Source organism: Massilia antarctica (assembly GCF_015689335.1).
Lineage (GTDB): Bacteria > Pseudomonadota > Gammaproteobacteria > Burkholderiales > Burkholderiaceae_D > Telluria_A > Telluria_A antarctica.
This window is the reverse complement of sequence record NZ_CP065053.1, coordinates 551,641-578,446: the sequence shown is the minus strand read 5'-3', so window position 1 is coordinate 578,446 and position 26,806 is coordinate 551,641. Positions and strand designations below refer to the sequence as shown.

The window sequence follows — 26,806 nt, the reverse complement described above, 5'->3', positions numbered from 1 at the left end:
CTCCTCAAAAAAACGCTGCCCTGGTTTGATATGCGAATCGCATGATAAATTCATGGCGAGCGTGGTCCGCGCCCGACCGGCGCTCCCGGCCTGCCGTCGCCGCTGACATGGCGCCTGTTGCGCGTCCAGCGCTTTTAAAGAGTCCCCCGTGGCCGTCGAGCAACAAAATAATGCATTGCATCAGGGCGGCGATGGTACATTGGACACACCCCCCAACCCTCTGGCCAGCCCATGTTCAAGCGTTCCGCCTGCCTTGCCGCGCTGATTGTCCCTCTCGCAGGCACCGCCGCGCCGGGCGCCGACCTGGTCATGATCGCGCCCCTGAACCAGACCATGCCGCTGGCGCAGTTCCGCAACGATAAGCTCAGCGGCGGCATCCTGAAGGACCTGGACGAGGCGATCGCCCAGCGCCTCGGGCGCGGCGTGGTCCATGTCAGCGTGGCGGGGGAGCAGGTGAGCGAGGTGCTGGCCGCCGGCAAGGCCGATGGCATTTGTTATGTGCGCCCGTTCTGGATCGACGGCCAGTACGACTGGAGCCGGCCGCTCATTCCCGACGCCGAACTGGTCGCCTCGGTCGTGGGCGCGGCGCCGGTGCGCTCGCTGGTCGACCTGCGCGACCGCCCGGTCGGCACGGTGGCCGGCTACCGCTATCCGAGGGTCGAGCAGGTACTGGGGTTGCGTTTCCACCGCAGCGAATCGCTCACGATGGAAGAGAACCTGCGCAAGCTGATGGCCGGCGCCGTGCGCCATACCGTGATCGCGCAGTCGACCCTGGCCTACCAGATGCGCATCAACAAGGCCTTGCGCCTGCGCCGCGACCTGGTGTTCGCCTCATTTACGGCGCAGTGCGCGTTTTCGAAAACGGCCGGGGTGCCGTTCGAGGAAATCAACCAGGCCATCAATGGCCTGGTCGACGACGGCAGCGTGAACCAGATCCTGGCACGCTACCGCTGAGCGCCGGGTGCCGGCTCGGAATCAGCTCAGAAGTAGCTCAGTCCCATCGCGCGCTTGACCTCGTCGGCGGTGCGCGCCGCCACCTCGCGCGCGCGCGCCGTGCCTTCCTTCAGAATCTGCATCACGTGGCCGCGATCCTTTTCCAGTTCGGCGCGGCGCGCGCGGATCGGGGACAGGAATTCTTGCAGGCACAGTTCCAGGCGCGCCTTGACGATGCTGTCGGCCAGGCCGCCGCGCTGGTAATGCGCCTTCATCTCGGCCAGCGCGGCTTTTTCCGGATCGAAGGCATCCAGGTAGGCGAACGCGATATTGCCTTCGATATGGCCGGGATCGGCCACGCGCAGGTGCAGCGGGTCGGTGTAGACCTTCTTGACGGCCGCGCGCACTTCGTCGGCGCTGGCCGAGAGGTTGATCGTGTTGCCGAGCGACTTGCTCATCTTGGCCTTGCCGTCGATGCCAGGCAGGCGTCCGATTTCCGGCACCAGCGCCTTGGCCTCGACCAGCACCTCGGCGCCGGCGATGCGGTTAAAGCGGCGCACGATTTCATTGGTCTGTTCGATCATCGGCACCTGGTCTTCGCCGACCGGCACCAGCACCGCCTTGAACGCGGTGATGTCGGCCGCCTGGCTGGCCGGATAGGTCAGGAAACCGGCCGGAATGTCGCGCTCGAAGCCGCGCAGGCGGATTTCTTCCTTGACCGTCGGGTTGCGCTCCAGGCGCGCCACCGTCACCAAATTCAGGTAGTAAAAAGTCAGTTCGGCCAGTTCCGGAATCTGCGACTGGATCAGGATGGTCGACTGGGCCGGATCGATCCCGGTCGCCAGGTAGTCGAGCGCCACTTCGATCACGTTGCGCTGGACCTTGGCCGGGTCGTCCATATTGTCGGTCAGGGCCTGGGCGTCGGCCAGCATGATGAACTGGCGGTAGTCGCGCTGGTAAGCGACCCGGTTGCGCAGGCTGCCCACGTAATGGCCAAGGTGGAGCGGGCCGGTCGGGCGGTCGCCGGTCAGGATGATGGGTGCTGCGGTAGTCGCTGGTGCGGGCATGTCGATCGTCTCTCGGGTGATGCCCCGATCGGAAAACGCTCATGAAAAACGCCGCCCAATCGAGGCGGCGTTCATGGAAAACACATGATGGTGCAGGCGCCGCGCGATGTCAGCGCCGCCACCAATTCGAACCCAAGGCATGTGAATTAAACATTGTCATGCGCGTATCCTCGCAGTTTTGCGCGCCCCTGTCAATCTGGCCGGATGGGCTCACACGGGGTGCCCGCTGGCGTGGCGCAGCGCGGCGCGCGCCAGCAGGCGGGTGGTGTCGAGCGTGGGCAGGGGCGAATTGCCATTATTCATGAGCAGCGGAATTTCGGTGCAGCCCAGCAGCACCGCATCGCAGCCGCCATCTTTCATGCGCGCGATGGTTTTCTGGAAGTACGCCACCGCCGACGGCTTGCACTCGCCGCTGACCAATTCATCCATGATGATGCGGTTGATTTCGATGCGCGCCGCCAGCCCGGGCCGCACCGTGGCCAGTCCGTGCGCGGCGAAGCGCTCGGGGTAGACCTCGCTGTCGAGCATCCAGCGGGTGCCGGTCAGGCCGATGCGCTGGTAGCCGCGCGCCAGCGCTTCGGCGGCGGCGACATCGGCAATATGCAGCCAGGGCAGGGGCGAGCGCGAGCGCACCAGCGCCAGCGCCTGGTGGATGGTGTTGTCGGGGCAGATCAGGAAGTCGGCGCCGGCGGCTGCCAGCTTGTGCGCCGATGCCAGCATCAGTTCGCCCACCCCGTGCCAGTCGTCCAGGTCGATGCAGCGCATGTAGGCCGCCAGCGAATGCGAGTGCATCGACAGCTCCGGATGTTCGTACGGCCCGAGCAGGCGCGCGCCTTCGTGGCAGATGCTGCGGTAGCACAGCGCCGCGCCCTCGGCCGAGCAGGCGACGACGCCGATGTGCTGATAGCTGTCGGGCAGGTTCATGTGGAATATCCTAGCATCTTGTGGCGCGCAAACGTTTTGTTACCTCGAATTTCTTGTCGGCGCTGTGGTGCGCCACTTACAATTCTTCCTCATACTGACTTTTGCCCGGATTGACCATGCATGCCCGTCTTCGCCGTCTCGCCATCGTTCTCCTGCTGCCAGCCGTGCTGGGCGGTTGCGGCGTGCTGGCCGCACCCTGCCGCGTCGGTTCGGCCGTGATCAAGATGGTGCCCGTGGTCGGCAAAGTGGCGGCCCTGCCGACCGACGCCTGCGCCGCGGTCATCGATCCTTGAGCCGCCGCTTGCCGGCCTTGACGGCGCGCGGCTAGGCGCATGGAACAGCACCTGCGCCGCCACTGGCTCGCCTCGATCCTGCTGGGCTCCTGCCTGCTGCTGCTGGTCTGGGCCGCGATGGCGCCGATCCCGCCGGGCAGCCGCGACTTCCTGCTCGACATTCCCGAACACGCCGCCGAACGGCGCCTGGCGGGCGAGCGCGCCGAGGTGCTGCCGCCCGTGGTGCGCCTGACCGTGGGCTTGCGCGACGTGCTGCTGCTAAGGAACAGCGACAAGGTGCCGCACCAGGTCGGCGGCCTGCGCCTGATGCCGGGGCAGCAATTCCGCCTGCCCTTCGAGCGCGCCACCGAATTGCAGCTGCCGTGCAGCGCGCGCGTGAGCGGCGAGCTGACCGTGCTGGTCGGCCTGCATCCGAATCCCGGACCGGACCGGCTGCGCTGGCGCCTGCACGCGCTGGAACAGGCCGTGCGCGCCTACTGAAGATCGGGCGCGAGGTCGAGGCGCCGCACTTCCCTCAGGCGCCCGTTCTTGAGTTTGCCTTCCACCAGTTCATCCCCCATCAGCGCGAACACCCGTCCCTGCACGAACAGGGGCAGGGCGGCGCTGGCGGCGGCATTCTGTGCGCCACCCTGCGCCTTGAGGCTGCCCAGCTCGCGCAGCTTGAGCGCGGTATTGCGCAGGTACAGGACCGATACGGCGGCGTCGGGCGTATCCGGCTGGCGCGTTTCCACGACCGGCAAGCCGACCATGCCCTGGCCCGGCCGCTGCGAGGTGTAATGGAAGCCATGGCGCACGGCGGCGCTGTCCTCGTCGATCGTGTGCACGTGGATGTTGGCCAGGGCCGCCTGCGGGCCCAGGCGCACGCTGCTCAGGTGCAAAGCGCCCTGGGCCTGTCCGCTCACCACGGCATCCTCGCCCATGGCCTCGATGTGCTCGGCCGGATGCGCCAGCGCCAGCCGTTGCGGCGCGCCCGTGCCATCCCAGCGCAGCGCGTACAGCGCCGTGGCGGCCCCCTCGGCGCTGCCGTACAGCAGCCAGGGGCCGATATAGCGGCTGCGCAGCTGCGCCGCCAATCCGGGCAGGTCCCGGTAGCTGGCCGGCGCCGCGCTGTCGCTGCCGTCCGACAAGGCCGTCAGCGGCAGCCGCAGCAGCGCCAGGCCGTCCGCGCCGGCCTTCCCGACCAGCACGTTCACATGGCCATCGGCGCTTTCGTGGAAGGCGGAAGGATCGTGCGGCGCACCCGCCACGCCGATGGCGCCGGGGGCGCCGCCGTTCAGGGGAATCCGGTACAGGCTGGCGCGGCCGTCGTCCTGGCGCGCCCGGGTCCAGACATACACCGCCTCGGACGCCATGTGGAACATGCGCGCCGGCGCTCCCAGCACGGCGCTGGCATCGCAGCGCAGCGCGCGCGTGGCCAGGTCGCAGATGGTCACGCTGTGCAGCACCAGGCCCGCCTGCGCGTCGGGCGCAGTGTCGGCGCGGTAAATCCGGCTGGCCGGGGCGATGCGGGTGAAGCGCGCCGCCGCCGGGTCGGCGCCGGCCAGCGACCCGCGCAGCGCCGGCAGGGCCGCCAGCGGGCCGGGCCCCGCCGCATCGAGGGCGAGCGGGGTGTACAGCACCAGCCTGGCGCCGATCTGGCGCACGCTGGCGTGGATGGCCGGCGCCTGCGCGCCGGCGCGCAGCTGGTAGCCGGCGCGGTAGCGCAGGCGGCCGGCCGGATCGATGTCGAACAGGACGATGGCGGTGCCGTCCGGACGGCGCCCGACCAGCGCCACGCTGTCGCCGGCCACCACCACCTGGTCCCGCCCGTCCCCGCCCGCGAGGTGCGCATCGACCGCCGCCACCAGCTTGAGCTGGTCCTTGCCGATATCGACCGTCAGCAGGCGCCCGCGCCGCAGCAGCAGCAGATGGTGTCCATGTTCGCCCACGCCCGCGCCCGGCTCGGGCGCCGCATCGTCCGCGGGCGTGGGCGCGGCCGCATCGTCCGCGCGCGCGCCGGCCGGCCCGGCCAGGTCCTGGAGGAAGGTCTCGAGCTGCGCCTCGTCCTCGAAAGCGTGCAGGGTCTTCTGCGGCGCCGGCCCGCTGGCACGCGGCTGGCAGCCCGCAAGCGCGGCCAGCGACAGCGCCAGGCCGGCGGCGAGATAGGTCGACATTGAATGGCTCTCCTGTTTTTATGTCTGTCCGCTGCGACTGGCGCGCATTGGCGGGACATGGAATGTAACGGATGCGGCCCCAAAAAGGGGTTGCTTGATGTAAAAAAAGTAAAATTGCGACACATCACCCGCCGCGCATGGACAGCCACAATCGTGCTTCGCCGGCGGCCCGGATTCTGGCATCATGGGGCGATGGCGACCCTCTCCTTTCCCCTCTTTCCTCTTGGTACGGTCCTGTTTCCGGACGGCGTGCTGCCTTTGCAGATTTTCGAGGTGCGCTACCTCGACATGGTGGGCAAGTGCATCGCCAACGGCACCCCGTTCGGCGTGGTCCTGCTCACCGAGGGCCACGAGGTGCGCACGCCAGAGGGCCAGGAGCGCTTTCAGCCGGCCGGCACCCTGGCCTCGGTGCAGGACAGCGGCATGAGCGCGCCCGGGCTGCTGCAAGTCACCTGCCGCGGGGCGGCGCGCTTTCGCATCCTGGCCAGCGAGCGCCGCGCCAACGGCTTGTGGATGGCCGAGACCGAACTGCTCGAAGACGACCATGCGGTGCCGGTGCCGTCCGAACTGCAGGGCGCGGCCGACGCCCTCGACCGCGTGCTGGCCTCGCTCGACGAGGTGCCGGAACAGCGCTGGCCGGTGCTGCCGCCGTTCCGCCTCGACGATTGCGGCTGGGTCGCGAACCGCTGGTGCGACTTGCTGCCCTTGCCGAACGACCAGAAATACCGCCTGTTGATGCTCGACAATCCGGTCATCCGGCTCGAATTGCTGCACGACATGCTCGACGAACATGGCTTGATCACATCCTGAGGGATGGCGCACCGGGTTCGGCCATGGCTGAATGATAATATAGCGATCAGCCCCGCAGCGTGCAATACCGGCCAGCGGCGCCCGCCCGGGCATGCCGGGCATCCCGATCAGACGAGGACGGCAGCATGAGCTTTTCCGATGACATCCTGATGGCCTACGCCGACGGCGCGCTCGGCGACGCCACCCGCCAGGCTGTGGAACAGGCGCTGCGCCAGGACCCTGTGCTGGCGGCCCGTTTGCGCCTGCTGCTGTCCCAGCGCGGCAATGCGTTCGTCGGCTTCGGCCAGGGCGAGGGCGCGGCCCAGCGCCAGCCGGCGCCGCCGCGTTCGGCCAAGGTGGTGCACCTGCATGCGGTGCGCGCGGCGCGCGCCGCGGCGCCCGCCGCGCCGGCGGCGCAGCTCGATTCGCTGTCGGCCAGTGGGGCGCCGCGCGACTGGTCCTGGAGCGCCTGGAGCGGCCTGGCCACCACCCTGGTGCTTGGCCTGCTGGCGGGCGCTGGCATCGGCATGGCGCTGCAGCGCGACGGCTTGGCCCTGATCGATGGCGACGGCGCCGCCATGACGGCGCGCGGCGCGCTGGCGCAGGCGCTCACCGGGCAGCTCTCCGGCACGCCGGAGGCCGACGCGCCGGTGCGCATCGAGATGAGTTTCCTGTCGAAAGAAGGAGCGTATTGCCGCAGCTTCCGGCTGGCCAACGGCGGCGGGCTGGCCTGCCGCAGCGGCGCCGGCTGGCACATCGCCCTGTATGCGCGCATGGACGGCGCGGTCGACGAATACCGCAGCCCCGGCAGCGGCATGCCGCGCGCGGTGCAGGACGCGGTCACCCTGCGCAACGCCGACACGCTCGACCCGATCGCCGAACGGGCCGCGCGCGACCGCGGCTGGAAGCGCTGAGCGCTATCGCATCATGGTTGCTGCGCAGCGCCCCGACAGTCACAGGCCGGCCAGCCGCGGGTGTTGGTGGGCATCTGCACCAGATGGCGTGTGCCGTGCGGCCGCGACCCACACCAGTGCCGGCGCAATCCTCGGCGGCAGTCTTGCTGATGGCGCAGGAGAACGCCCGCGATTATTTTCAGGGCGAGCTGTATCAGAAAGATGGTAAGCAGCGACTGGAAGGCATCACCATTGAAAGGCCCGGCGATGCGACGTTGGAACTCGACGAAGCGGAGACGGGCAAGTTGTTCATGATCCCGGACGGTTCAACCGTATGGGCGCTCGCCGTGAGGGAAAAAGAAGACGCGCCGGCCGGCCTGGACGTCATGTCGAACAACGTTTTCATGGCCGAGAACGAGAACGCCAGCGTCATTGTTTACAGGGATGAAGAGGGTACCTCCCTTCGCGTCGACGCGCTCTATATTCGCAGGCTGATTCTGTCAGCCGACGCTCCCGAGCGCCTGGCGACCGTGTCCTTTGGCCTCATGGCCATCACGGCATACCGGCTGGGCTTCGACCATATCGAGCTCTTTGCCGCTGGAAACGGACCGGTCGATCCGGACGATCCTGACGGCTTCGTCGGATTTGCCGTCTGGCCGAAGTTCGGCTTCGACGCCGGGCTCAATCCTGTTGAACTGAGCATAGCGCCATCGGAAGCGTTGCGGGCCTGTGAAACGGTCCAGGACGTGCTTGCAACCGATCCGGACTGGTGGGCGCAGCATGGTCGCGGCAGGGAGATGCGCTTTGACCTGCGCGCGTACAGTCGCAGCTGGAGGATTCCGCTAAACTACCTATACGACGTACTGCCTCTGCCGGAGATTGAATCATGACCGCTCTTAAGAAGACGCCACCTGGCCAGAACAGCGCTTACAAATTGGCGGCGGCCGTCCGCCGCGCCAGGGTTGCCTCCATGGCCACGCCAGTTGTTGGCGAGCTCAAGCCGTCCCAAGGTCGTATCCGGGTCACCCTGGCCGGCAAGCCCATCAGCCGCGACCGCAGGTCGGCGGCGTTCGGACCGTCGTCGATCGACATCCCGGAGTTTTCCAGCGTCCGGAAACCCAAGTGAGCATGCAACGAGCGGCCAACAGGCCGCTTTTTTTGGGCCCGGAAATTTCTCCTTGAGTGATCATCCTATGTATCACTCGGTTTTAAAGCGCATGAGGGACATCGAAAAAACTGTAGCAAGCGGCGCAAATTTCGTTCAGGAAGCACAGCCGTACGAGCTACGGCGCGCTACACGCGCGCTCACGAACATCGGAGCCACACACTGGCCAGCTTACGCCGTGATCAATTCAGGCGCACAAGGCGCGGTTGCGCCCTTCGGTCTTGGCGCGGTACATGGCGCGGTCGGCATGCTCGACCAGCTGTTCCGGGCTGCCCGTCTCGTCGGCCATCAAGGACACCACCCCGATACTGATCGTCACCACCCCGTACGGCGACTTGGCGTGCGGCAGCGCCAGCTGTTCCAGCGCATGGCATAGCGCGCTGGCCAGTTCCAGCGCTTCGGCGGCGCTGGTGGCGGGCGCCAGCAGCGCGAATTCCTCGCCCCCGTAGCGCGCCGCCAGGTCGGTGGTGCGGCGCGCGTGCGCCGCGATCACCCCGGCCACCGCGCGCAGACACTGGTCGCCCGCCTGGTGCCCGTAATGGTCGTTGTAGCTCTTGAAGTGGTCGACGTCGAGCATGGCCAGCGCCACCGGATAGCCGTTGCGCGCGGCGCGCCGCCATTCGGCTTCCAGCGCCGTGTCGAAGCCGCGCCGGTTGCTGATGCCGGTCAGCCCGTCGGTACTCGACAGCGCCGCCAGCTTGGCGTTGCTCGCTTCCAGCTCGGCGGTGCGCTCGGCCACCATGTGCTGCAACTGCTTCTGGCGCCGGGTCAGGTCGCGCACGCGGGCGCGGTAGGCGCTGCTGACCAGGCCCAGCGCCAGCAAGGCCAGGATCAGGCGGAACCACCAGGTTTTCCACCACGGCGGCAGGATCGTCACCGTCATGCTGGCCGCGTTCTCGCTCCACATGCCCTGGTGATTGGCGGCGCGCACCGAAAACACATAGGTTCCCGGGTCGAGGTTGGTGTAGGTGGCGCTGCGGTGGGCGGCGTCGGTCACCACCCATTCGCGGTCGAAGCCGGCCAGGCGGTATTTGTAGGTGTTGCGCACCGGGTCGGTGAAGTGCAGTGCCGCGAATTCGATCGAGAATACCGAACCGTCGCCGGCCAGGGTCAGGTTGACCGGGGCCGTCACCGCGCCAGCGAGGCGCAGCCCGGGCACCGCGCGGCCGTCGCGCAGCGAGCGGTTGAACACGCTGATATCGGTGATCGCCACCTGCGGCGGGGCCGACACGCTGCGCACCGCCGCCGGGGTCACCCCGGTGATGCCCTTGACGCCGCCGAAGTACAGGCGCCCGTTCGGCGCGGCGTGGGCGGCGCCCGAGGAAAACCCTTCCGACAAGCCATCCGCGGCAGAAAAGCGCGCCACCTTGCCGCTGTCCGGGTCGAGCCGCAGCAAGCCGTTCGCGGTGCTCAGCCACAGCTGGCCGGCCTGGTCGCTGCGCATGGCCAGGATCTTGACCTGGCCCACGCTGTCGGCCTGCTCGTAGCGCTGGAAGCGGATCGCGCCCTTGGCATCGGTGAGGATCTGGTTGACGCCGCGCGCGGTGCCGGCCCACAGCCGCCCGCGCGGGTCCTGGTACAAGGACACCACGTTGTTGTCCGACAGCGAAGCGGGGTCGCTGGCGCGCTGGCGCAGGTGGCGGAACTTGCCGCTGGCCTGGTCCAGCACATCGAGCCCGCCGCCGCCCCATTCCGAGCCCATCCAGACGCGCCCGAGCCGGTCTTCGACGATGGTGGTGGTGCCGGTCACGCTGCGGCTGTCGGGCTGGGCCGGGTCGGCCGGGAACTGGGTGCTCTCGCCCGTGGCCGGGTCGTAGCGCACCACATGCTGGCCGGTGCCGAGCCAGAGGGCGCCGCCGGCGGCCGGGGCGATGGTGTTGATGAAGTCGCTGCCGACCGAGCCGAAACTGACCACCTTGACCGGCGCATCGACCGCATCGAGCCGGTTCAGGCCGGCCGCGGTGCCGATCCACAGGGGCCCGGCCGGCTGCTGGTACAGGCTGTAGACGATATTGCTGCTGAGCGCACCCGGCTTGCCGTCGGCGCGGTAGCTGCGCAGCACCGCGCCGCTGGCGCTGTCGAACAAGGACAGGCCGGCATTGTTGGCCAGCCACAGGCGTCCCTCGGGCGCGCCTTCCATGGCGCGCATGGCATTGTTGGGACGCAGGTTGTTGGCCTCGACGTCGAAGGGAATGTAGCGCTGGAAGCCTTCGCTGTTCAGGTTGACGAGGCTGATGCCGTCGGTGATCGAGCCGATCCACAGCATGCCGCTGCGGTCGTGCATGACGGCGCGGATATCGTCCGACGGCAAGCTGTAGGAATCGTTGGCGCGGTGCACGTAATGCACGGGCGTGCTGCTGCCCTGGTCTTTGGTTTTATCCCAGCGCAGCAGGCCGGCCGCCAGGGTGCCGGCCCAGACGGTGTCGTTGCGGTCGCCGTACAGGTAATTGATGCGGGTGGCGGGCGAGGGCACCCGCATGCGCGCATTCCAGGGCAGCTCGCTGCGCCAGGTCACCACCCCGGTTTCGGTGCCGATCCAGAGCGTGCGGTCGGGCGCGAAATGCAGGGCGCGCACGATGTTCAGCTTGGGGTCGGGCGACTCGGGCCGGTCGACCCGGTAGTGCACGAACTGGTCGGCGCCCGGGGGCAGGTAATCGAGTCCGCCCGGCCAGGTGGCGGCCCACAGGCCGCCGCGCTGGTCCATGGCGACGGCGTTGAGGTCATTGGAAGCGAGGCTGCCCGGGCGCGCAGGATCATGCAGGTAGAGGGTGAACTTGGCGCTGGCGGGGTCGAAGTGCTGCAGGCCGCCCCAGGTGGCCAGCCACATGCCGCCCTTGCCGTCGCCAATGATTTCCTTGACGATGCGCTGGGCCCCGGGACCCGGCGGCGGCACGAAGCGGGTGAAATTGTTGGTTTCGGGATTGAAGCGCGCCAGTCCGTTCTGGGTCGCCACCCAGATGGTGCCGGCCGCGTCTTCGTACAGGTCGGAGACGCGGTCGTGCGGCAGGTTGCCGCCGCTGTTGGCGTTGCTGAGGTACTTGACCGCGTGGTAGCCGTTGTAGCGGTACAGCCCGCCGCTATGGGTGCCGATCCACACGAAGCCCTGGCGGTCCTGCAGCAGCGCCAGGATGGACAGCTCGTCCGAGTCGAAGGAGGCGAGGCGCTTGAAGCGCAGCGGCGAGGTCGGCGTGGCGCTGGCGTGGGCCGCGCCCTGCAGACACAGGCAAGCGCACACACAGGCGCACAGCAGCAGGCGCAACAGGGCGGACAGGCGGTGCGCGGAGGCGGTAAATACGGTTGGCATGTCAAATAGGTGTCTACAGTACCGGTCACCCCAGGAATGCCGGGGAACCCGGGCAGTGTAAACCAAGTTGACTCTGCGGCAATACCTCTTTCTGGACCTTATATCGATGTACAGTTGCCGGGATTTAGGGTATCGTTTACGGCACTATTATTGCATCTACGTCCGTGCGCCCGGTTCTGCCGACGCTGTCGTGGCACACTTCGAGCTGGCCGCCGGTCTTGCCACTGCCCGGCTCGTTCCCGTCCATCCTGGAAGTTCCCCGCGTCGGCTTGTCCGGACGTAGAGCAGATCGAACCAACGCCCGGAAAACTTATGTCTGAAACACCGATTACCATCGAAGCCGACAGTGAACCCACCGTCAAGTTCGCCGATTTCGGCCTTGCGCCAGAGATCCTGCGCGCACTGACGGACCAGGGCTACATCCACCCGACGCCGATCCAGGCCGCGGCCATCCCGATCGTCCTGCAGGGGCGCGACGTCATGGGCGCGGCCCAGACCGGCACCGGCAAGACCGCCGGTTTTTCGCTGCCCATCATCCAGCTGCTGCTGGCCCACGCCAGTCCGAGCATGTCGCCGGCGCGCCATCCGGTGCGCGCGCTGGTGCTCACGCCCACGCGCGAGCTGGCGGTGCAGGTGGCCGAGAACGTCAAGGCCTACGCCCAGCACACCCCGCTGCGCTCGACCGTGGTGTTCGGCGGCATGGACATGAAGGGCCAGACCATCATCCTCAAGGGCGGGGTCGAGATCGTCATCGCCACCCCGGGCCGCCTGCTCGACCATATCGAACAGAAAAACGTCAGCCTGGGCCAGGTGCAGATGCTCGTCATGGATGAAGCCGACCGCATGCTCGACATGGGCTTCCTGCCGGACTTGCAGCGCATCATCAACCTGCTGCCGAAAAAGCGCCAGAACCTGATGTTTTCGGCGACCTTCTCGCCGGAAATCAAGAAGCTGGCCAACAGTTTCCTGACCGATCCGGTGACCATCGAAGTGGCGCGCAGCAATGCCACCGCCGACAAGGTCACCCAGATCGTCTACAAGGTGGCCGAGGAAGCCAAGCGCGACGTGGTCGAATTCCTGATCCGCGGACGCGACCTGAAGCAGGTGCTGGTGTTCTCGAACACCAAGATCGGCGCCTCGCGCCTGTCGCGCCACCTGGAGCAGGGCGGCATCAAGGCCACCGCGATCCACGGCGACAAGACCCAGCAGGAACGCATGGCCGCGCTCGACGCCTTTAAAAAGGGCGAGATCGACGTGCTGGTCGCCACCGACGTGGCCGCGCGCGGTCTCGATATTTCCGACTTGCCGTGCGTGATCAACTTCGACCTGCCCTACAACGCCGAGGATTATGTGCACCGGATCGGCCGCACCGGCCGTGCCGGCGCCTCGGGCGACGCCCTGTCGGTGTATTCGGACAAGGATGAGCGCTTGCTGGTCGATATCGAAAAACTGATCAAGCAAACCATCACGCGCGGCGAACTGGCCGGTTTCGTGGCCAGCAGCAGCGCCAGCGCGGGGCGCGGGGAGCCGTCCGGCGAGCGCCGTCCGCGCCGCGACGATAGCGCTGCCGGCAGCGGCGCCGCCCGCCCGCCTGGACGTACGCCCGAGCGCGAGCGCAGCGGCGAACGCAGTTTCACCAGCAGTTCCTCCGGCGGTTCTTCCGGTCCGCGTTCGGGTCCGTATCCGCGCCGCGACAAGGTCGATCCCTGGTTCCTGACCCCGTACGAGCCGGCCAAGAAGACGACGCCGGCGGTCGCCGACCAGGTCAGCACCAGCACCAAGCCCAAGCAGAAGATTGCCGTGCTGCTCGGCGGCTCGCCCAAACAGTAAACAGCCGGGTCCGGCGCCGCTCCCAGCGCGCCTTGCTGTGGACTGGTTGTTGCCAGGATGTATAATTTGCTTATATGTAATGCCGCTACCCGCCTGGCTTTCCGGCCCGGCGCCGCGGCGTTTCTCTTTTTACTCAATGTCTAGCCATGAACAAACTAATTAATCAAAGCATCGCCATCCTCGTGCCTTGTTATAACGAGGAATTGACGGTTGCCGCGATTGTTCGCGACTTCAACGCCTGCCTGCCGCAAGCCGTGGTGTATGTTTTCGACAACAATTCCAAGGATGCCACCGTGCGCCTGGCGCTTGACGCCGGCGCCGTGGTGCGCAATGTGCCGCTGCAAGGCAAGGGCAATGTGATCCGGCGCATGTTCGCCGACGTCGATGCCGATATCTACATCATGGTCGACGGCGACAATACCTATGACGCCAGTGTGGCGCCCCAGCTGGCCGAAAAACTGGTCGACGAAGGCCTCGACATGGTGGTCGGCACGCGCGTGTCGACCGAGCATGAAGCCTACCGCTTCGGCCACCGTTTCGGCAACCGCCTGCTGACCGGCTCGGTCGCCGCGGTGTTCGGCAATACCTTCACCGACATGCTGTCCGGCTACCGCGTGTTTTCGCGGCGCTACGCCAAGTCCTTCGCCGCCCACTCGGCCGGCTTCGAGACCGAAACCGAACTGACTGTGCACGCGCTGGAATTGCGCATGCCGGTGGCCGAGGTCGAAACCATCTACCGCTCGCGGCCGGAAGGCTCGGTGAGCAAGCTCAATACCTACCGCGACGGCGTGCGCATCCTCTGGACCATCATCAAGCTGTTCAAGACCGAAAAGCCGCTGGCCTTCTTTTCGCTGGCGTTTTTCGCCTTCATGCTGGCCGCCGTCGGCTTTGCCTTGCCCTTGCTCCAGACTTACCTGGAAACGGGCCTGGTGCCGCGCCTGCCGACCGCCATCCTGTCGGTTGCGCTGAGCCTGTTCGGCGTGATTTCGCTCAACTGTGGCCTGATCCTCGATACCGTCACCAAGGGCCGCATCGAACAGAAGCGTTTCGCCTACCTGGCCATTTCGGCTCCGCGGATCAAGCATGCCTGATCCGGGCGCTCACTGATGAAGCTCGGTACCCAGGTCCTGCGCTTCGGCGTGGCCGGCGTGGCTGGCCTGCTGGTCGACCTGGCCGTGCTCGCACTGGCGCTGCGCGCCGGCATGAATCCGTATGCCGGCCGCGTGCTGTCCTTCCTGTGCGCGGTGTTCGCCACCTGGCAGATCAACCGCCGCTATACCTTCCATCCGGCCGGCATCTCGCTGTGGACCGAATGGTGGCGCTACCTGCTGGCCATGAGCGGCGGCGGGGCGGTCAACTTCGCCACCTACAGCGCCATCGTCTGGAGCTTCCCCGGCGTGCCGTACATCACCACCCTGGGCGTGTGCGCCGGTTCCCTGGCCGGCATGGCGGTCAACTTCGCCGGCGCGCGCTGGTTCGTCTTTCAACGTTAATCGCCCTTTTTATCGCAGGTATGGCATGAATGCAGTGACTCGAGCAATTTCCCGCGTGGATGCCGGCGTGGTGCGTCTGTGGGATGGGCTGGACCGCGCCCTGGTGCTGCGCCTGTCGATCTGGTTCGCGCCCGTGCTGGCCGGGCTGGCATCGATGTGGCTGGGGCAGGATGCCAACTGGGATTTGCGCAACTACCACTGGTATAACCCGTACGCCTTCCTGAACGGCAAGATCGGCCTTGACCTCAATCCCGGCCAGTTCCAGAGTTACTTCAATCCCACCATCGACCTGCTGTACTACGGCCTGGCCACGCATTTCCCGACCCGGGTGACCGGCTTCGTCATGGGCTTTTTGCACGGTCTCAATTTCGTGCTGCTGCTCATGATTACGCGCCAGGTACTGGGCGCTGGCGAAGCGGCTGCGGCCGGCGCGGCGCCGCGGCGCCTGGCCCTGATGCTGGCCTTGGCCGGCTGCGCCGGGTTTTCCTTCCTCAGCCAGCTCGGCAACACCATGGGCGACAATCTGACCTCGCTCACCGTGCTGGGCGCCATCGCGCTGCTGCTGCGCCAGTGGCCGCAACTGCTGGCCGGCGGCGTGCGCGGCGCCATGGTGGCGGCGCTGGCGGGCCTGATCATCGGCGCCGGCACCGGCTTGAAACTGACCAATGCCAATTACGCGCTGGCCCTGTGCCTGGCCTTGCTGACCCTGCGCGCCAGCCTGTGGCGGCGCTTGAGCACCGCCTTCGTGTTCGGCCTGGGCACCCTGGCCGGCATTGGCGCGAGCGCCGGCCACTGGTACTGGCTGATGTGGAAGCAGTTCGGCAATCCCTTGTTCCCCCAATTTAACAATATCTTCAAGAGCCCGCTGGCCGCGCCGATCAGCGTGGCCGACATGGGCTGGATCCCCAAGGACTGGACCGAATTTCTGCTGTGGCCGTTCATCTTCACCTTCAATCCGCGCCGCGTGATCGAACTGCCGATGACCCAGATCCTGTGGCCGATCGTGTACCTCGCCTTCATCGCCTTCATCGCCCAGCGCCTGCGCCGCCTGTGGCTGGCCGCGCCGGCGCCGTCCGCCGCGGCCACGGCAGGCGCCGATACGGCCGGCGCGCGCATGCTGCTGGTGTTCTTCGCGCTGTCGTATGTGATCTGGCTCAAGCTGTTCGCCATCTACCGCTATCTGGTGCCGCTCGAACTGCTCGCGCCGCTGGTGCTGTGGCTGCTGCTGCACCGCCTGTGCGCGCTGCCGGCCGCGCGCGTGATCGGCGCCAGCTGCCTGCTGCTGGCCGTCATCGCCGGCTTTCCGAGGGTGAACTGGGGTCACCATGGCAATGCGCCGCGCAGTTTCCAGGTCCAGGTGCCGGCCTTCGCCGATCCATCCCAGAACATGGTGTTTACCGTGCATGGCGACCCGCCGATGTCGTGGCTGATACCGCATTTCCCGGCGCGCCTGGCGTTTGCCGCGCTCGGTTCGGGCTTCCCCGAGTCGCCCCAGTTCGCCGCCCGCGTGGCCGCCATGGTCGCCGCGCGCAAGGGACCCTTGTACGTCATGCTCACCGCCAACGGCCTGGCCCCTGGCCCGCGCCAGGGCGGCGCCGTGCCCGACCCCGACACCATCGCCCGCCAGCTGCGCGTGCATGTAGCCGGCCAGGAAATCCTCAAGCGCTACGGCCTCACCTTCAATCCGGCCAGCTGCGTGGTCTACGAGGCCGGTTTCGGCGGCGGCAGGAACAGCGATCCCTATCAATTGTGCGAGGTCGGCAAGCTGCCCTGAACTGTTGCTTTCGGGGCGGTTGTCTCATAGCAGCATTCGATTCTTCATGACATGGCAATGTATAATGACGGGTTAATCCGGCTCCGCCGTTGCCGCGGTTTCCATCTCACGAGACACTCTATGGTATTCAGTTCGGCCGTCTTTCTTTTCTATTTTCTTCCCGGCTTTCTGCTGCTGTATTACGTCCTTCCCTGGAAAAACACGGTCTTGCTGGTCGGCAGCCTGCTGTTTTATGCCTGGGGCGAGCCGCGCTTCGTGCCGCTGCTGCTGCTCTCGGCTTTTCTCAATTACAGCGTCGGCTACCTGATCGCGCGCGCCGGACCGCAGCGCAAGAGCTTGCTGGCGGTGGGGGTGGCGCTCAACCTGGCCATGCTGGCCTACTATAAATACCTGGGCTTTTTCGCCGGCATCCTGCAGGCGCTGCACTTGCGCGACGGCGCGCTGCCGGCCATCGTGCTGCCGCTGGGGATTTCCTTCTTCACCTTCCAGGGTATTTCCTACCTGATCGACGTGTACCGGCGCGACATCGCCGCGCAAGGCAGCTTTTTGCGCTTTGCCATGTACAAGGCCATGTTCCCGCAACTGATCGCCGGTCCGATCGTGCGCTACGCCCAGATCGCCGATGAAGTCGATCACCGCACCCTGGACAATGCCCGCATCTGGAAGGGATTTCGCCAGTTCGTGCTGGGCCTGGCCCAGAAAATCCTGATCGCCAATTACGTGGGGCTGGCTGCCGACCGCATTTTCGCGGTCGATCCGGTGGAACTCAACGCCATCACCGCCTGGATGGGCATCGCCTGCTATTCGATCCAGATCCTGTTCGACTTCGCCGGCTACTCGAACATGGCGATCGGGATCGGCCACATGCTCGGCTTTACCTATCCGCCCAATTTCAACCGTCCGTACGCGGCGCTGTCGATCACCGATTTCTGGCGCCGCTGGCACATCAGCCTGTCGACCTGGTTCCGCGACTACCTGTACATTCCCCTCGGCGGCAACCGGGTCTCTGCGCTGCGCACCTACTTCAACCTGGCGCTGGTGTTCCTGCTGTGCGGCCTGTGGCATGGCGCGGCCTGGACGTTCGTGATCTGGGGCGCGTGGCACGGCGCCCTGCTGGTGCTCGAACGCCTGGGCGGCGCCACCGTGCTCGCGCGCCTGCCCGCTTTCGTGGCGCAGGCCTGGACCATGCTGTGCGTGATGATCGGCTGGGTCTTTTTCCGCGCCCCCGACGTGCCTTACGCGCTGCGCTACCTTGGCAGCATGTTCGGCGGCCATGACGGCCAGGCCCTGCTGCATACCTGGCGCCTGGATCTACCGAATACCTCGCAGGTGGCGCTGGTGGCGGGCATCGTGCTGGCCTGCTGGCGCTGGCGCGCTTCGGCGCCGCCGCAAACGGGCGGGGGCGGCGCGCGCATGCCGGCGCTGCTGGCCCAAGGCGGCCATCTGGCATCGACCGCGGCCCTGGCGCTGCTGTGCATCGGCAGCCTGGCCGCCGGTACCTACAACCCCTTCATTTATTTCCGCTTCTGACATGGGCAACTCTGTACTCACATGGCTGGGCCGGCACGCGATGAAGCTGGCCGTGGTGGCCGTGCTGGCCGTGCCGGCCGTGGTATCGGTGTACGACGCCCGCACCAAGCCGAACGATCCCAATCTGGCGCAACTGCCGGCGCCCCCCGTTTCGTGGCGGCAGTTGCGCGAGGCCCCGGGCCAGCTCACCAACTGGGTCAACGACCATTTCGGCTACCGCAACGACCTGGTGAAGCTGAACAATCGCATGCGCTTCGCGGTGTTTCACGAATTCCCGTCGGTGCAGATGGCGAGCGGACGCAATGGACGCTACTTCCTGGCCGCCCACGGTCCCGACGAGCTGCCGTTTCAGGCCATCCGGGCCACTTGCGCCGGCGCGGTGCTCAATCCGAAAATCGCGCCCTACATCAACCAGCTGTTCGATTCCTACCGGGCGGCCGGGCTGGCGCCCAAGCTCTTGATCGCGCCATCGTCCCCGGTGGTTTATCCGGAAGACTTGCCGCGCTGGCTGGCGCCGCGCTGCATGGGCAGCGACACGCCGGTCAGGACCATGCTGGCCTCGCACACGCTCAATGCCACGGCGGCGGCCTCGATCCTGTTCCCGCTCGAGCAGGCGCGCGAGATCAAGAAGAGCGCGACCCTGTTTCCGAAAACCTGGTTCCACTGGACCGGCGAGGGACTCGACCAGATCGCGCGCCTGAGCCTGAGCACTTTCTGGCAACGCCCGCTCGACCAGGCGCCGCCGCTGCGGATCAAGAAGCACCTGGAGTATTCGGACGTGTCGCATCTGTTCGACGGCGTGCCGCTGCAAAGCGAGACGGTGGAACCGGACCTGGAAGGATCGCACGTGAAGGGCTGCTGGGGGGAGAGCTGTTTTCCAGAGGTGGAGGCGGGCAAGCTGCTGCGCGACGTGAGCCGTTTCAGCAATCCGCAAGCGCCGGCGCGCCGCCTGCTGATCATTTCCGATTCCTTCGGCTCGAAGATCTCGCCCTGGTATTCGCGCTACTACCGTGAGGTCGAGCAGTTCGCGACGAACAATGGCGACCGGCTTTCGCCGGCGCAGCTCGAGCAGCTCAAGACGTATATGTACCGCGATCCGGCCGGCACCGACATCCTGCTGCTGTACCACGACGCCGGCGCCATGTACAAGGACGTACTGCGCTACGCCACCGAGCGCATGCTGCCGGTGCCGGTGCCGGTACCGGCCAGCTAGCGGCGCGCGCCGGCGGCCGTGTCAGGCGGCTGGCCAGCGCACTTCCTGGCGCCGTCCGGCCAGCACGTCGAGCAGCTGGGCGGCGTTTTCGCGCCAGGTAATCCAAGGCATGCCGCTCGACGCCGGCGCCGTGCCGGTGCCGTGCTGTTCCAGCCACTCGCGCAGCGCCGCCGCCAGGTCCGCGCCGTCCATGCCGCTGAAATAGGCGGCGTGTTCGCCCGCTACTTCGCGGAACACCGGAATGTCGCGCGCCAGCACCGGCAAGCCATAGCGCGCCGCTTCGATCAGCGGCAGGCCGAAGCCTTCCCCTTCGCTCGGCACCAGCAGGCAGGAACTGTTCTGGTACAGGTCGAGCAGTTCGGCGTCGCCGATCCCCTTGAGCCATTGCAGGCGCTGCCCCAGTTGCGGATGGCCGCGCAGGCGTTCGACGATGCGCGGAATGGTGCGCCGCGCGCCATCGGGCAGCGGCGTCCAGCCTTCGGCGCCGACGATCACCAGGTTCGCGTCCACGCCCTCGCGCCACAGCTGCTCGAAGGCGTCGAGCGCCTGCAGGTGGCCCTTGCGCGGCTCGATGGTGCCGACCATCAGGAAGGTGGCCGGGCCGCCCGTGGCCGCCGCCACGCGCGCGGCGGCAGGCGCGGGAATGGCTTGCGCACCGCCGATATCGGCGCCGTGGTGCAGCACCGCCAGCTTCACTTGGCCGTGGACCTCGGGCCGGGTGTGTTCCAGCCAGGCTTGCAGTTCATTGCGCACGGCGTCCGAAATGCACACCAGGCGGTCGGCCTGGCCGGCGATGCAGGCCAGCCAGGCGGCATGGCCGTGATCGGCGCCTTCGGGGAAGAATTCGGGGCGCAGCACCGGCAGCAGGTCGTGGATCAGGAAATTGACTTCGACCCCGCGCGCGCGCCAGTGCGCGTACATGCCCTTGCGCGCGGCGGCCATGATGGCGCCCGGCGCGTAGTCGGCGCTGTAGAAGCGGTCGCCCGCCTGCACGTCGACCGCCTGGTCGGGCGGCAGCGGGCAATCGATGCCGAACAGGCGGCGCGCATAGTCGCGCGCGTAGCGGTATTCGCAGCGCCCATCCTGGTCGGCCAGGTACACCGGTTCGATGCGCAGGCCCGGTTCGACCCGCGCCAGCAGCTCGATGAGCTGCATGCGCACCACCCGTTCGATCCCGGTCTTGAGGTCGTGGCGCGCGATCGATGTGACGTCGACCAGCAGCTGGCGCGGCGCCAGCGCTTCCGGCAGCGCGGCCAGGCACTGGGCGCTGCGCCGCACCAGCGCGTCGTCGGCATGCAGCGAAGGCTGGTCCGCCAGCGCCGCCAGCAGGGCGCCGCGCGAAGCGGCCGCCGGCGCATAGGTCGATTCCAGCGCCTCGGCATACAGGCGCGCGCTGTGGGCGGGGCTGTGCACCGTATGGAGCAGGGTGCGCGCGCGTGCGCCCAGCGCGCTGCGGCGGGCCGGATCGGCGTGCAAGCCTTCCAGCGCATCACGCAGCTGCGCCATGCTGAACTGGTCGGGTAAGCCCCATACCGCATCCTGCGGCAGTTCGGCCATCGAACCGTTGGCGTTGACGATGGTCGCCAGCCCGTAGTTCAGGCAGTCGAGCACCGCGGCCGAGGTTTCGCCGCGCGACTGGCAGCGCAGTTGCACGCCGACGTCGGCCGCCTGCAGATACTGGTGGTACACCGCTTCGTCGGTCCAGCCGGCGATGCGCATGCGCTTGCCGCCGGCGCCGGCCAGGGTGGCGTTGATCGTCACGCCATACTCGCCGCCATCGTTGGCGCCGACCAGCACCAGTTCGCAGCGCGGGTTGGCGTGCAGGGTCGAGCCGATCCAGGCGTCGAGCAATTCCTGGCTATGCTTGGTGTGCGCCACGAAGCCGAAGCTGCACACCAAAAACACGTCGTCGGCGATGCCCAGGGCGCGCCGGGCGCTAGCGCGGTCCTCGGCCTGCGGCAGGGCGCGCGGCAGCGGCACCACGCTCCAGTCGCCCGCGGCCAGCGGTCCGTACCACTGGCGCGCCAGTTCGCGCGCATGCTGCGAATGGACCACCACGCGGCGCGCCTGGCGCAGCACGGCCAGGTTGCACGGATACTGATTGCGGGCGTCGAGCGCGCGCGCCGGGTCCAGCCCGGCCAGCAGTGCGGCCATGCCGTGGCCTTCGTAGAGGGCGTCGGTCCAGCCGTTGGGAATCGCGCCGTTCATCTGTTCGTAGGCCAGCACGCTGCTGATGAAAAAGTCGTGCAGCACCACCACGCCAGGATGGCGCGCCAGCAGCCCGAACATGTGGCTGTGGAAGGGGCTGTTACCGAACTGGTAGAGGATGCGGTCGAACTGGCCGGCGTTCTGGTCGAACCAGGCGGCGCTGCGGCGCGGCAGGGCGGCCAGGGATGGCGGCAGCACCACCTTGTCCTGCTGGACGATCAGTTCGATGTCGTAGTGTTCCATCATGGCCGGCAGCACCTGGGCCGCGTAGTCGGCGATGCCGGTGCGCTCGGGCGGCAGCGGCGAGACGAACGCCAGGCGCGGCCGCTTGGCCGGCAGCGGCACCACCGGCGCGGGCACGTCGCCGAAGCGCGCTTCGAGCGCGCGCAGGGCCTTGGTGGCGCTCGCGTCCCACGAAAAGCGCGCGGCCTGGGCGCGCCCGTGCACGCGCAGGCGTTCCTGCATGGCCGGGTCTTGCAGCACCTGGGCGATTTTTTCGGCGATCGATTGCGGACGGTCGGCGTCGAACAGCGCTTCGGCGCAGCCCACCACTTCGGGGATGCTGGTGTTGTTGGCGCCGATGACCAGCGCGCCGCAGGCCATCGCTTCGAGCGCCGGCAGGCCGAAGCCTTCGTGGCGCGAGGGGAAGATGAACAGGGCGGCGGCCTGGTACAGGCGAATCAGGTCGGCGTCGCTGACATAGCCGGTCAGGATCAGCTGGTCCTTTTCGAGGCCGCGCTTGGCCGCGTGGGCCACCAGCTCGGCGCGTTCGCGCTCGCCCATCTTGCTGGCGATGAGCAGCTGGTGGGGGTCGCGCAGGGCCGGCGGCAGCAGGCAGTAGGCGGTGATCAGGCCATCGATGTTCTTGCGCGCGTCGAAGCCGCCCGGCGCGTACATCAGCATCTGGCGCGTGATGCCGAAGCGCGCCCGCAGTTCGGCCGTTTGTTCGGCCAGTTGTTCGGGGGTGCTGTCGGACGGGCGGAAGCTGTCGTCGACCGCGGTGGAGATGGCGGTGACCGATCCGGGTGCCAGGCCGAGGGCGTCGATCGCTTCCTGGCGCGAGTAGTCCGAGATCGACAGCAGCAGGCCGGCCTTGCGCAGCGAGGCGATCTTGCGCTCGTAGTAGGTGCGCTGGGTCTGGCTGCCGAGGTAGGCGGCGGGATTTAAAAACGGGATCAGGTCGTACAGCACCACCGCCGTGCGTTCGGCGCCGTCGAAGGCGCCGACCGACACCACGGCATCGTCGACGAAGCCTTCGAACAGGCTGGTGACCAGCACCGCGTCGGGCTGCAGGCGGGCGATGAAATGCTCGCGCATCAGTTCCGCCGCGCGGCAGCGCGCGCTGTTGCCTTCGTCGATTTCGGCGACCGGGCCGACGATGTCGAACACGCGGATGCGTTCGGGCGGCACCAGGCCGGCAAAGGCGCGCCGCAGTTCGGCGATGGCGCCGCCCAGCGCGCCGTTCAGGACCAGCCAGACTTCATGCTCGCCGGCGTTGCGCGCCACGCCCAGCGCCAGGGCCAGGGAATAACGGCCGATGCCGCGAAAACGGCTCTCCGACTGGGCGCCCTGCAGGTCGATCACAATCCGCATCACTTATTCCTTGCTTCCATGGCTTGTTTGAGTTCGTGGTACATGCGCTGCTCGCGCGGCGACAGGTCGGCCGCGCTGCTGCCGTGGGTGGGCGCGGCGGCCGGCGGCGCCGGCGGCGCATTGCCGCGCCGCAGAATGCCGTACAGGCGCGCATGCAGGCCGGGAAAGCGCCGCAGTACCGTCAGCGCCATCCGCTTGACGCGCGGGCGGCGCAGCATGGCGCGCATGAAGGTCAGCAGCGGCCCTGCCAGGCGCCGTTTCGCGCCGCTCGCCAGGCGCCCGTCGCGCGCGGCGCTGCCCAGGCGGTAGGCGCTGCCCGCCACCATGCGCAGCGGCGCCGTCACTCTCCAGGAGGTGCTGGCCAGCATGGCTGCCACGTGGGCGTCGGCCTGCTGGGCGCGCGCTTCGGCCACGCCGATGCGATGTCCGAGCGCATCGAGCTGGCCCTGGACCTGCCCGTTATGGGCCTGGAACTGGGTCTGGACCTGCAGCGCCAGCTGGACTTGCTGCACCATCTGCCCTTGCAGCTCGGCCAGGCGGTCGGCATTCGGGCCGACCCGCTGCAGGATCGGTTCGGCCATGTCCTGGCGCTGGCGCAGGTGATCGACCCCGCTCGCCACCCGCGCCACGCCCTGGTGCGCGGCGTCGAGCGAGACCAGGCCGGCCTGCAGCGCGTGCTCGACGCGGTCGATCGAGGCATGCAGTTCGGTGCGGCGCCGGTTATCCTGCTCCTCGAAACGCAGCGCCAGGTCGGACAGGCCGATGCCGAATTTGGCGGCGAAGGGCGCTTCGAACGCGGCCAGCGCCTCGGACGGCGCATCCTTCTGGCCCACCACCGCGTAATCGGGGCTGACGCCATCGAGCACGTTGATCAAGCCGATCGGCGCATCGGTGTGCAGCTGCGCCGCTTCCTGCAGGCGCAGCACCTTGTGGCGCGGGAAGCCGGCAAAGCCCGTCACGAATTCGAGCAGCGGTGACGGAATCGGTTTCAGGTGCGAGGGGTCCATGTAGAAGCTGGACGCGCCGACCACCAGGTTTTCGGGATTGGGCGTTTCCATGATCAACAGGCCGCCCGGCAGCAGCACGCGCAGCGCTTCGGCGATCAGGAGCTGGACCTGGTCGAATGGAATGTGCTCGACCAGGTGGAAGGCCGAGACCATGGCCACGCTGGCGTCCGCCCTGGCGCGCAGGGCGGAGAGGGCGTCGGTCAGTTCGGCGTGCAGGCCGCGTTCGCGGCAGGCCGCCAGCATGCCGGCGTCGAGGTCGACGCCGAACGGGGCGAAGCCTTGCCCGCCCAGCAGTTCGAGCCATTCGCCGCGTCCGCACCCGAGATCGAGCACGGCGCCGCCCGGATACAGCGCCGCCAGCGGCGCGTAGAAGGGCGCGTAGCTGGTCAGGCGCGTCGTAATCAGCTCGCGCGAACCGCGGTAGCGGTCTTCGAAGGCACGGTAAAAATTGTCGCTCATCGCAGGATCTCCACGCGCGGCTCAAGCCAGTTGGTGCCGACGAATTGTCGGCGGTTCATATTCATCACGATGAACAGGAAGGCCAGGTCGCGCCACTCGTAGTTGTCGCCCAAATGGGTTTCGGTGCTGGTGAGCGCGGTGGTGAGCGAATAGCTGCCTTCGCCCAGATTGAGCGGGAAGGCGAAGCGGAAGGTGATTTCCTCGCCGGGGGCCACGTCGTGCAGCGCCATGTCCATGTGGTGGGTGTTGGTGCCGTACATCTGCTGGCCGAGGCGGTCCTTGATCATGTAGCCGAGCACCAGGCGCGCCACCGGCGCGTGCACCTTCACTTGCACGCACAGGGTGACGGCGGCGCCGACGTTGACCGTTTCCAGGGGGCGCCCGGCCTCGTCTTCCAGGGTGATGCGGGTCACGCTCGCTTCGCCGGTGCCGGAACTGGTCTGGGTGCGGCCGGCCTCTGTGACGACCTGCTCGACCCCGGCACCGTCGCGCGCGGCGATCAGGGCGTTGTAGTAATCCATCACCTGTTCCGGGCTGCCTTGCGAAGCCAGGCGGCCGCCGTCGAGCAGCAGGGCGCGTTCGCAGATCGACTGGATCGCGGCGCGGTCGTGGCTGACGATGAGCAAGGTGGTGCCGAGCTTCTGGAACTGGCGGATGCGTTCGAAACTCTTGTGCTGGAACCAGGCATCGCCCACCGATAGCGCCTCATCGACGATCAGCACGTCGGGCCGCTTGACAGTGGCCACGCTGAAGGCCAGGCGCATCTGCATGCCCGAGGAATACACGCGCACCGGCTGGTCGATGTACTCGCCGATGTCGGCGAACGCTTCGATCTCGGGCATCAGGGTGGCGATTTCATCGACCGTCAGGCCGATCAACTGGCCGGCCATGAAGCAGTTCTGGCGCCCGCTGAAATCGGGATGGAAACCCATGCCCAGTTCGAGCAGGGCCGCCACCCGCCCGGTGATCTGGACGCTGCCCGTGGTCGGGGTGGTGGTGCCGGTGATCAGTTTCAACAAGGTGCTCTTGCCGGCCCCGTTGATGCCGATGATGCCGACCGCTTCGCCGGGCGCGAGCTGGAAGCTGACATCCTGGATCACCCATTTCAGGCGGTGGCGCTGGCCGAGGAAGGGCAGGACCCATTCCACCAGGCGGCCCCAGCGGTTGCTGTATTGTTTGTAGGCCTTGCCCAGTTGATTGACGCGTATGGTACCCATCAGAGTTCATCCACCATTTCGCCGGAGCGCTTGCGGAACAGTAAAAGACCCATCATGCAGCACAGCACGGTGAGTATGGCAATCGGCAGCAGGCCGGCCCAGTCGGGCGCGCGCCCGTGCACCAGGATGGTCTGGTAGGCGCCGATCACGGCCGCCATGGGATTGAACACGAGCAGCTCGCGGATCGGTTTGGGCAGCGCCGTGACCGGATACACGATGGGGGTAAACCAGAACCAGAATTGCAGCAGGATCGAAAAGAACTGGCCGACGTCGCGGAAAAACACATTCAGGACACCGAGCACCATGCCCAGCCCGATCGAAAACAGGATTTGCAGCGCCAGCACCGGGAACAGCAGCAGGTAGACCGCGCCCGGAAAGGTGCCGGACCAGACCAGGAACAGGGTAAACAGGCCGAAGATGATGGCGAAGTTGACGCAGGCGTTGAGCACCACGATGATCGGCAGGCAGATGCGCGGAAACTGCAGCTTCTTGATCAGGTTAGCGTTTTCGATGAACACGGTTTGCGCGCGCGTGGTGATTTCGGCGAACAAACCCCAGGTCAGGGCGCCGGCGCACAGGTAGATGCTATAGGCGAAGGCCTTGTCGACCCCCTGCAGGCGGCTACCCATGACTTCGGAAAAGATCACGGTATAGACGGTGATCATGGCCAGCGGGTTGAGCACGGTCCAGAGCGCGCCGAACAGCGAGTTGCGGTACTTGGACTGGAATTCGCGCTTGACGCTGCCGAGCACGAAGCCGCGGTAGCGCCAGACGCCGCGGAACATCGACAGCGAGATCATGCGCGCGGGGCGCGGCGCGCGTGCAAGCTGATGGGAAGCGCAGGCGCACAGGCGGCGAACGGCAGGGTCATGGTGTGGGTCGTTTTGTTTAGCAAATGGGGAAATAACAGCTCGTGCCCGCCACCAGCCCGCGGGCCGGCGCCGCGACCGGCCGCGCCGCT

21 protein-coding genes are annotated in these 26,806 nt (G+C 67.3%); 13 read left to right on the top strand and 8 right to left on the bottom strand.

The features are described 5' to 3' along the window. Window positions 1–231: 231 nt before the first annotated feature. Entirely contained in the window at window positions 232–954 is a 723-nt protein-coding gene (locus tag IV454_RS02525) for a substrate-binding periplasmic protein (protein ID WP_206090075.1), read from the top strand. 26 nt (window positions 955–980) lie between these two features. On the opposite strand, the gene trpS is transcribed toward IV454_RS02525, so the two are convergent. Then, window positions 981–2,000 (bottom strand): tryptophan--tRNA ligase, encoded by a 1,020-nt coding sequence (trpS, locus tag IV454_RS02520; protein WP_054264455.1) that lies wholly within the window; start codon window positions 1,998–2,000, stop codon window positions 981–983. A gap of 210 nt (window positions 2,001–2,210) precedes the next feature. Next, a complete protein-coding gene (locus IV454_RS02515) occupies window positions 2,211–2,924 on the bottom strand; it encodes an aspartate/glutamate racemase family protein (protein WP_206090073.1) in 714 nt (237 codons plus the stop codon). Between the two features lie 116 nt (window positions 2,925–3,040). Here IV454_RS02515 and IV454_RS02510 point away from each other — a divergent pair, with 116 nt between their 5' ends. Both IV454_RS02510 and IV454_RS02505 read left to right on the top strand, forming a co-directional pair. Then, a complete protein-coding gene (locus IV454_RS02510) occupies window positions 3,041–3,217 on the top strand; it encodes a DUF6726 family protein (RefSeq protein ID WP_206090071.1) in 177 nt (58 codons plus the stop codon). A gap of 39 nt (window positions 3,218–3,256) precedes the next feature. Then, window positions 3,257–3,697, top strand: a complete 441-nt coding sequence (locus IV454_RS02505; protein WP_206090069.1) for a hypothetical protein — start codon at window positions 3,257–3,259, stop codon at window positions 3,695–3,697. On the opposite strand, the gene IV454_RS02500 is transcribed toward IV454_RS02505, so the two are convergent. Continuing rightward, window positions 3,691–5,370 carry a hypothetical protein gene (locus tag IV454_RS02500; protein ID WP_206090067.1) on the bottom strand — a complete coding sequence of 560 codons (1,680 nt, stop codon included), beginning with the start codon at window positions 5,368–5,370 and terminating at the stop codon, window positions 3,691–3,693. The genes IV454_RS02505 and IV454_RS02500 overlap by 7 nt on opposite strands. A 192-nt stretch (window positions 5,371–5,562) precedes the next feature. Here IV454_RS02500 and IV454_RS02495 point away from each other — a divergent pair, with 192 nt between their 5' ends. The 4 genes from IV454_RS02495 to IV454_RS02480 all read left to right on the top strand — a co-directional run bounded on the left by IV454_RS02495 (window position 5,563) and on the right by IV454_RS02480 (window position 8,178). Next, a complete protein-coding gene (locus tag IV454_RS02495) occupies window positions 5,563–6,180 on the top strand; it encodes an LON peptidase substrate-binding domain-containing protein (protein ID WP_054264451.1) in 618 nt (205 codons plus the stop codon). Between the two features lie 125 nt (window positions 6,181–6,305). After that, a complete protein-coding gene (locus tag IV454_RS02490) occupies window positions 6,306–7,073 on the top strand; it encodes a hypothetical protein (protein WP_206090064.1) in 768 nt (255 codons plus the stop codon). Window positions 7,074–7,216: 143 nt separating this feature from the next. Further along, window positions 7,217–7,942 carry a hypothetical protein gene (locus tag IV454_RS02485; RefSeq protein ID WP_206090063.1) on the top strand — a complete coding sequence of 242 codons (726 nt, stop codon included), beginning with the start codon at window positions 7,217–7,219 and terminating at the stop codon, window positions 7,940–7,942. Further along, window positions 7,939–8,178, top strand: a complete 240-nt coding sequence (locus IV454_RS02480; RefSeq protein ID WP_206090061.1) for a hypothetical protein — start codon at window positions 7,939–7,941, stop codon at window positions 8,176–8,178. Before IV454_RS02485 ends, IV454_RS02480 begins: the two co-directional genes overlap by 4 nt. Window positions 8,179–8,404: 226 nt before the next feature. Here IV454_RS02480 and IV454_RS02475 read toward each other — a convergent pair whose 3' ends face one another. Then, the gene (locus IV454_RS02475) at window positions 8,405–11,521 is read right to left on the bottom strand and encodes a ligand-binding sensor domain-containing diguanylate cyclase (RefSeq protein WP_206090059.1); all 3,117 of its coding nucleotides are present in this window, start codon (window positions 11,519–11,521) and stop codon (window positions 8,405–8,407) included. A gap of 312 nt (window positions 11,522–11,833) precedes the next feature. On the opposite strand from IV454_RS02475, the gene IV454_RS02470 reads away from it, so the two are divergent. From IV454_RS02470 to IV454_RS02445, 6 genes are all read left to right on the top strand, one after another. Further along, the gene (locus IV454_RS02470; protein WP_206090055.1) at window positions 11,834–13,351 is read left to right on the top strand and encodes a DEAD/DEAH box helicase; all 1,518 of its coding nucleotides are present in this window, start codon (window positions 11,834–11,836) and stop codon (window positions 13,349–13,351) included. Between the two features lie 146 nt (window positions 13,352–13,497). Continuing rightward, complete coding sequence (locus tag IV454_RS02465; RefSeq protein WP_206090053.1) at window positions 13,498–14,442, top strand: glycosyltransferase family 2 protein; 945 nt, start codon at window positions 13,498–13,500, stop codon at window positions 14,440–14,442. 15 nt (window positions 14,443–14,457) lie between these two features. Further along, a complete protein-coding gene (locus tag IV454_RS02460) occupies window positions 14,458–14,844 on the top strand; it encodes a GtrA family protein (protein ID WP_054264444.1) in 387 nt (128 codons plus the stop codon). A 25-nt stretch (window positions 14,845–14,869) separates the two neighbouring features. Beyond that, complete coding sequence (locus tag IV454_RS02455) at window positions 14,870–16,618, top strand: hypothetical protein (protein WP_206090051.1); 1,749 nt, start codon at window positions 14,870–14,872, stop codon at window positions 16,616–16,618. Between the two features lie 120 nt (window positions 16,619–16,738). After that, window positions 16,739–18,148, top strand: a complete 1,410-nt coding sequence (locus IV454_RS02450) for an MBOAT family O-acyltransferase (protein ID WP_206090049.1) — start codon at window positions 16,739–16,741, stop codon at window positions 18,146–18,148. A gap of 1 nt (window position 18,149) precedes the next feature. After that, window positions 18,150–19,361, top strand: coding sequence for an alginate O-acetyltransferase AlgX-related protein (locus IV454_RS02445; protein ID WP_206090048.1), 1,212 nt, complete (start codon window positions 18,150–18,152; stop codon window positions 19,359–19,361). 21 nt (window positions 19,362–19,382) lie between these two features. Here IV454_RS02445 and IV454_RS02440 read toward each other — a convergent pair whose 3' ends face one another. From IV454_RS02440 to IV454_RS02425, 4 genes are read right to left on the bottom strand one after another with little or no spacing between them, the layout of a single operon-like run. After that, window positions 19,383–23,162, bottom strand: coding sequence for a glycosyltransferase (locus tag IV454_RS02440; RefSeq protein ID WP_206090047.1), 3,780 nt, complete (start codon window positions 23,160–23,162; stop codon window positions 19,383–19,385). Further along, window positions 23,162–24,628, bottom strand: a complete 1,467-nt coding sequence (locus tag IV454_RS02435; protein ID WP_206090046.1) for a class I SAM-dependent methyltransferase — start codon at window positions 24,626–24,628, stop codon at window positions 23,162–23,164. The genes IV454_RS02440 and IV454_RS02435 overlap by 1 nt, the downstream gene beginning before the upstream one ends. Next, window positions 24,625–25,845 carry an ABC transporter ATP-binding protein gene (locus tag IV454_RS02430; protein WP_206090045.1) on the bottom strand — a complete coding sequence of 407 codons (1,221 nt, stop codon included), beginning with the start codon at window positions 25,843–25,845 and terminating at the stop codon, window positions 24,625–24,627. Before IV454_RS02430 ends, IV454_RS02435 begins: the two co-directional genes overlap by 4 nt. Then, window positions 25,845–26,645 carry an ABC transporter permease gene (locus IV454_RS02425; RefSeq protein WP_282961398.1) on the bottom strand — a complete coding sequence of 267 codons (801 nt, stop codon included), beginning with the start codon at window positions 26,643–26,645 and terminating at the stop codon, window positions 25,845–25,847. Before IV454_RS02425 ends, IV454_RS02430 begins: the two co-directional genes overlap by 1 nt. Between the last annotated feature and the right edge of the window lie 161 nt (window positions 26,646–26,806).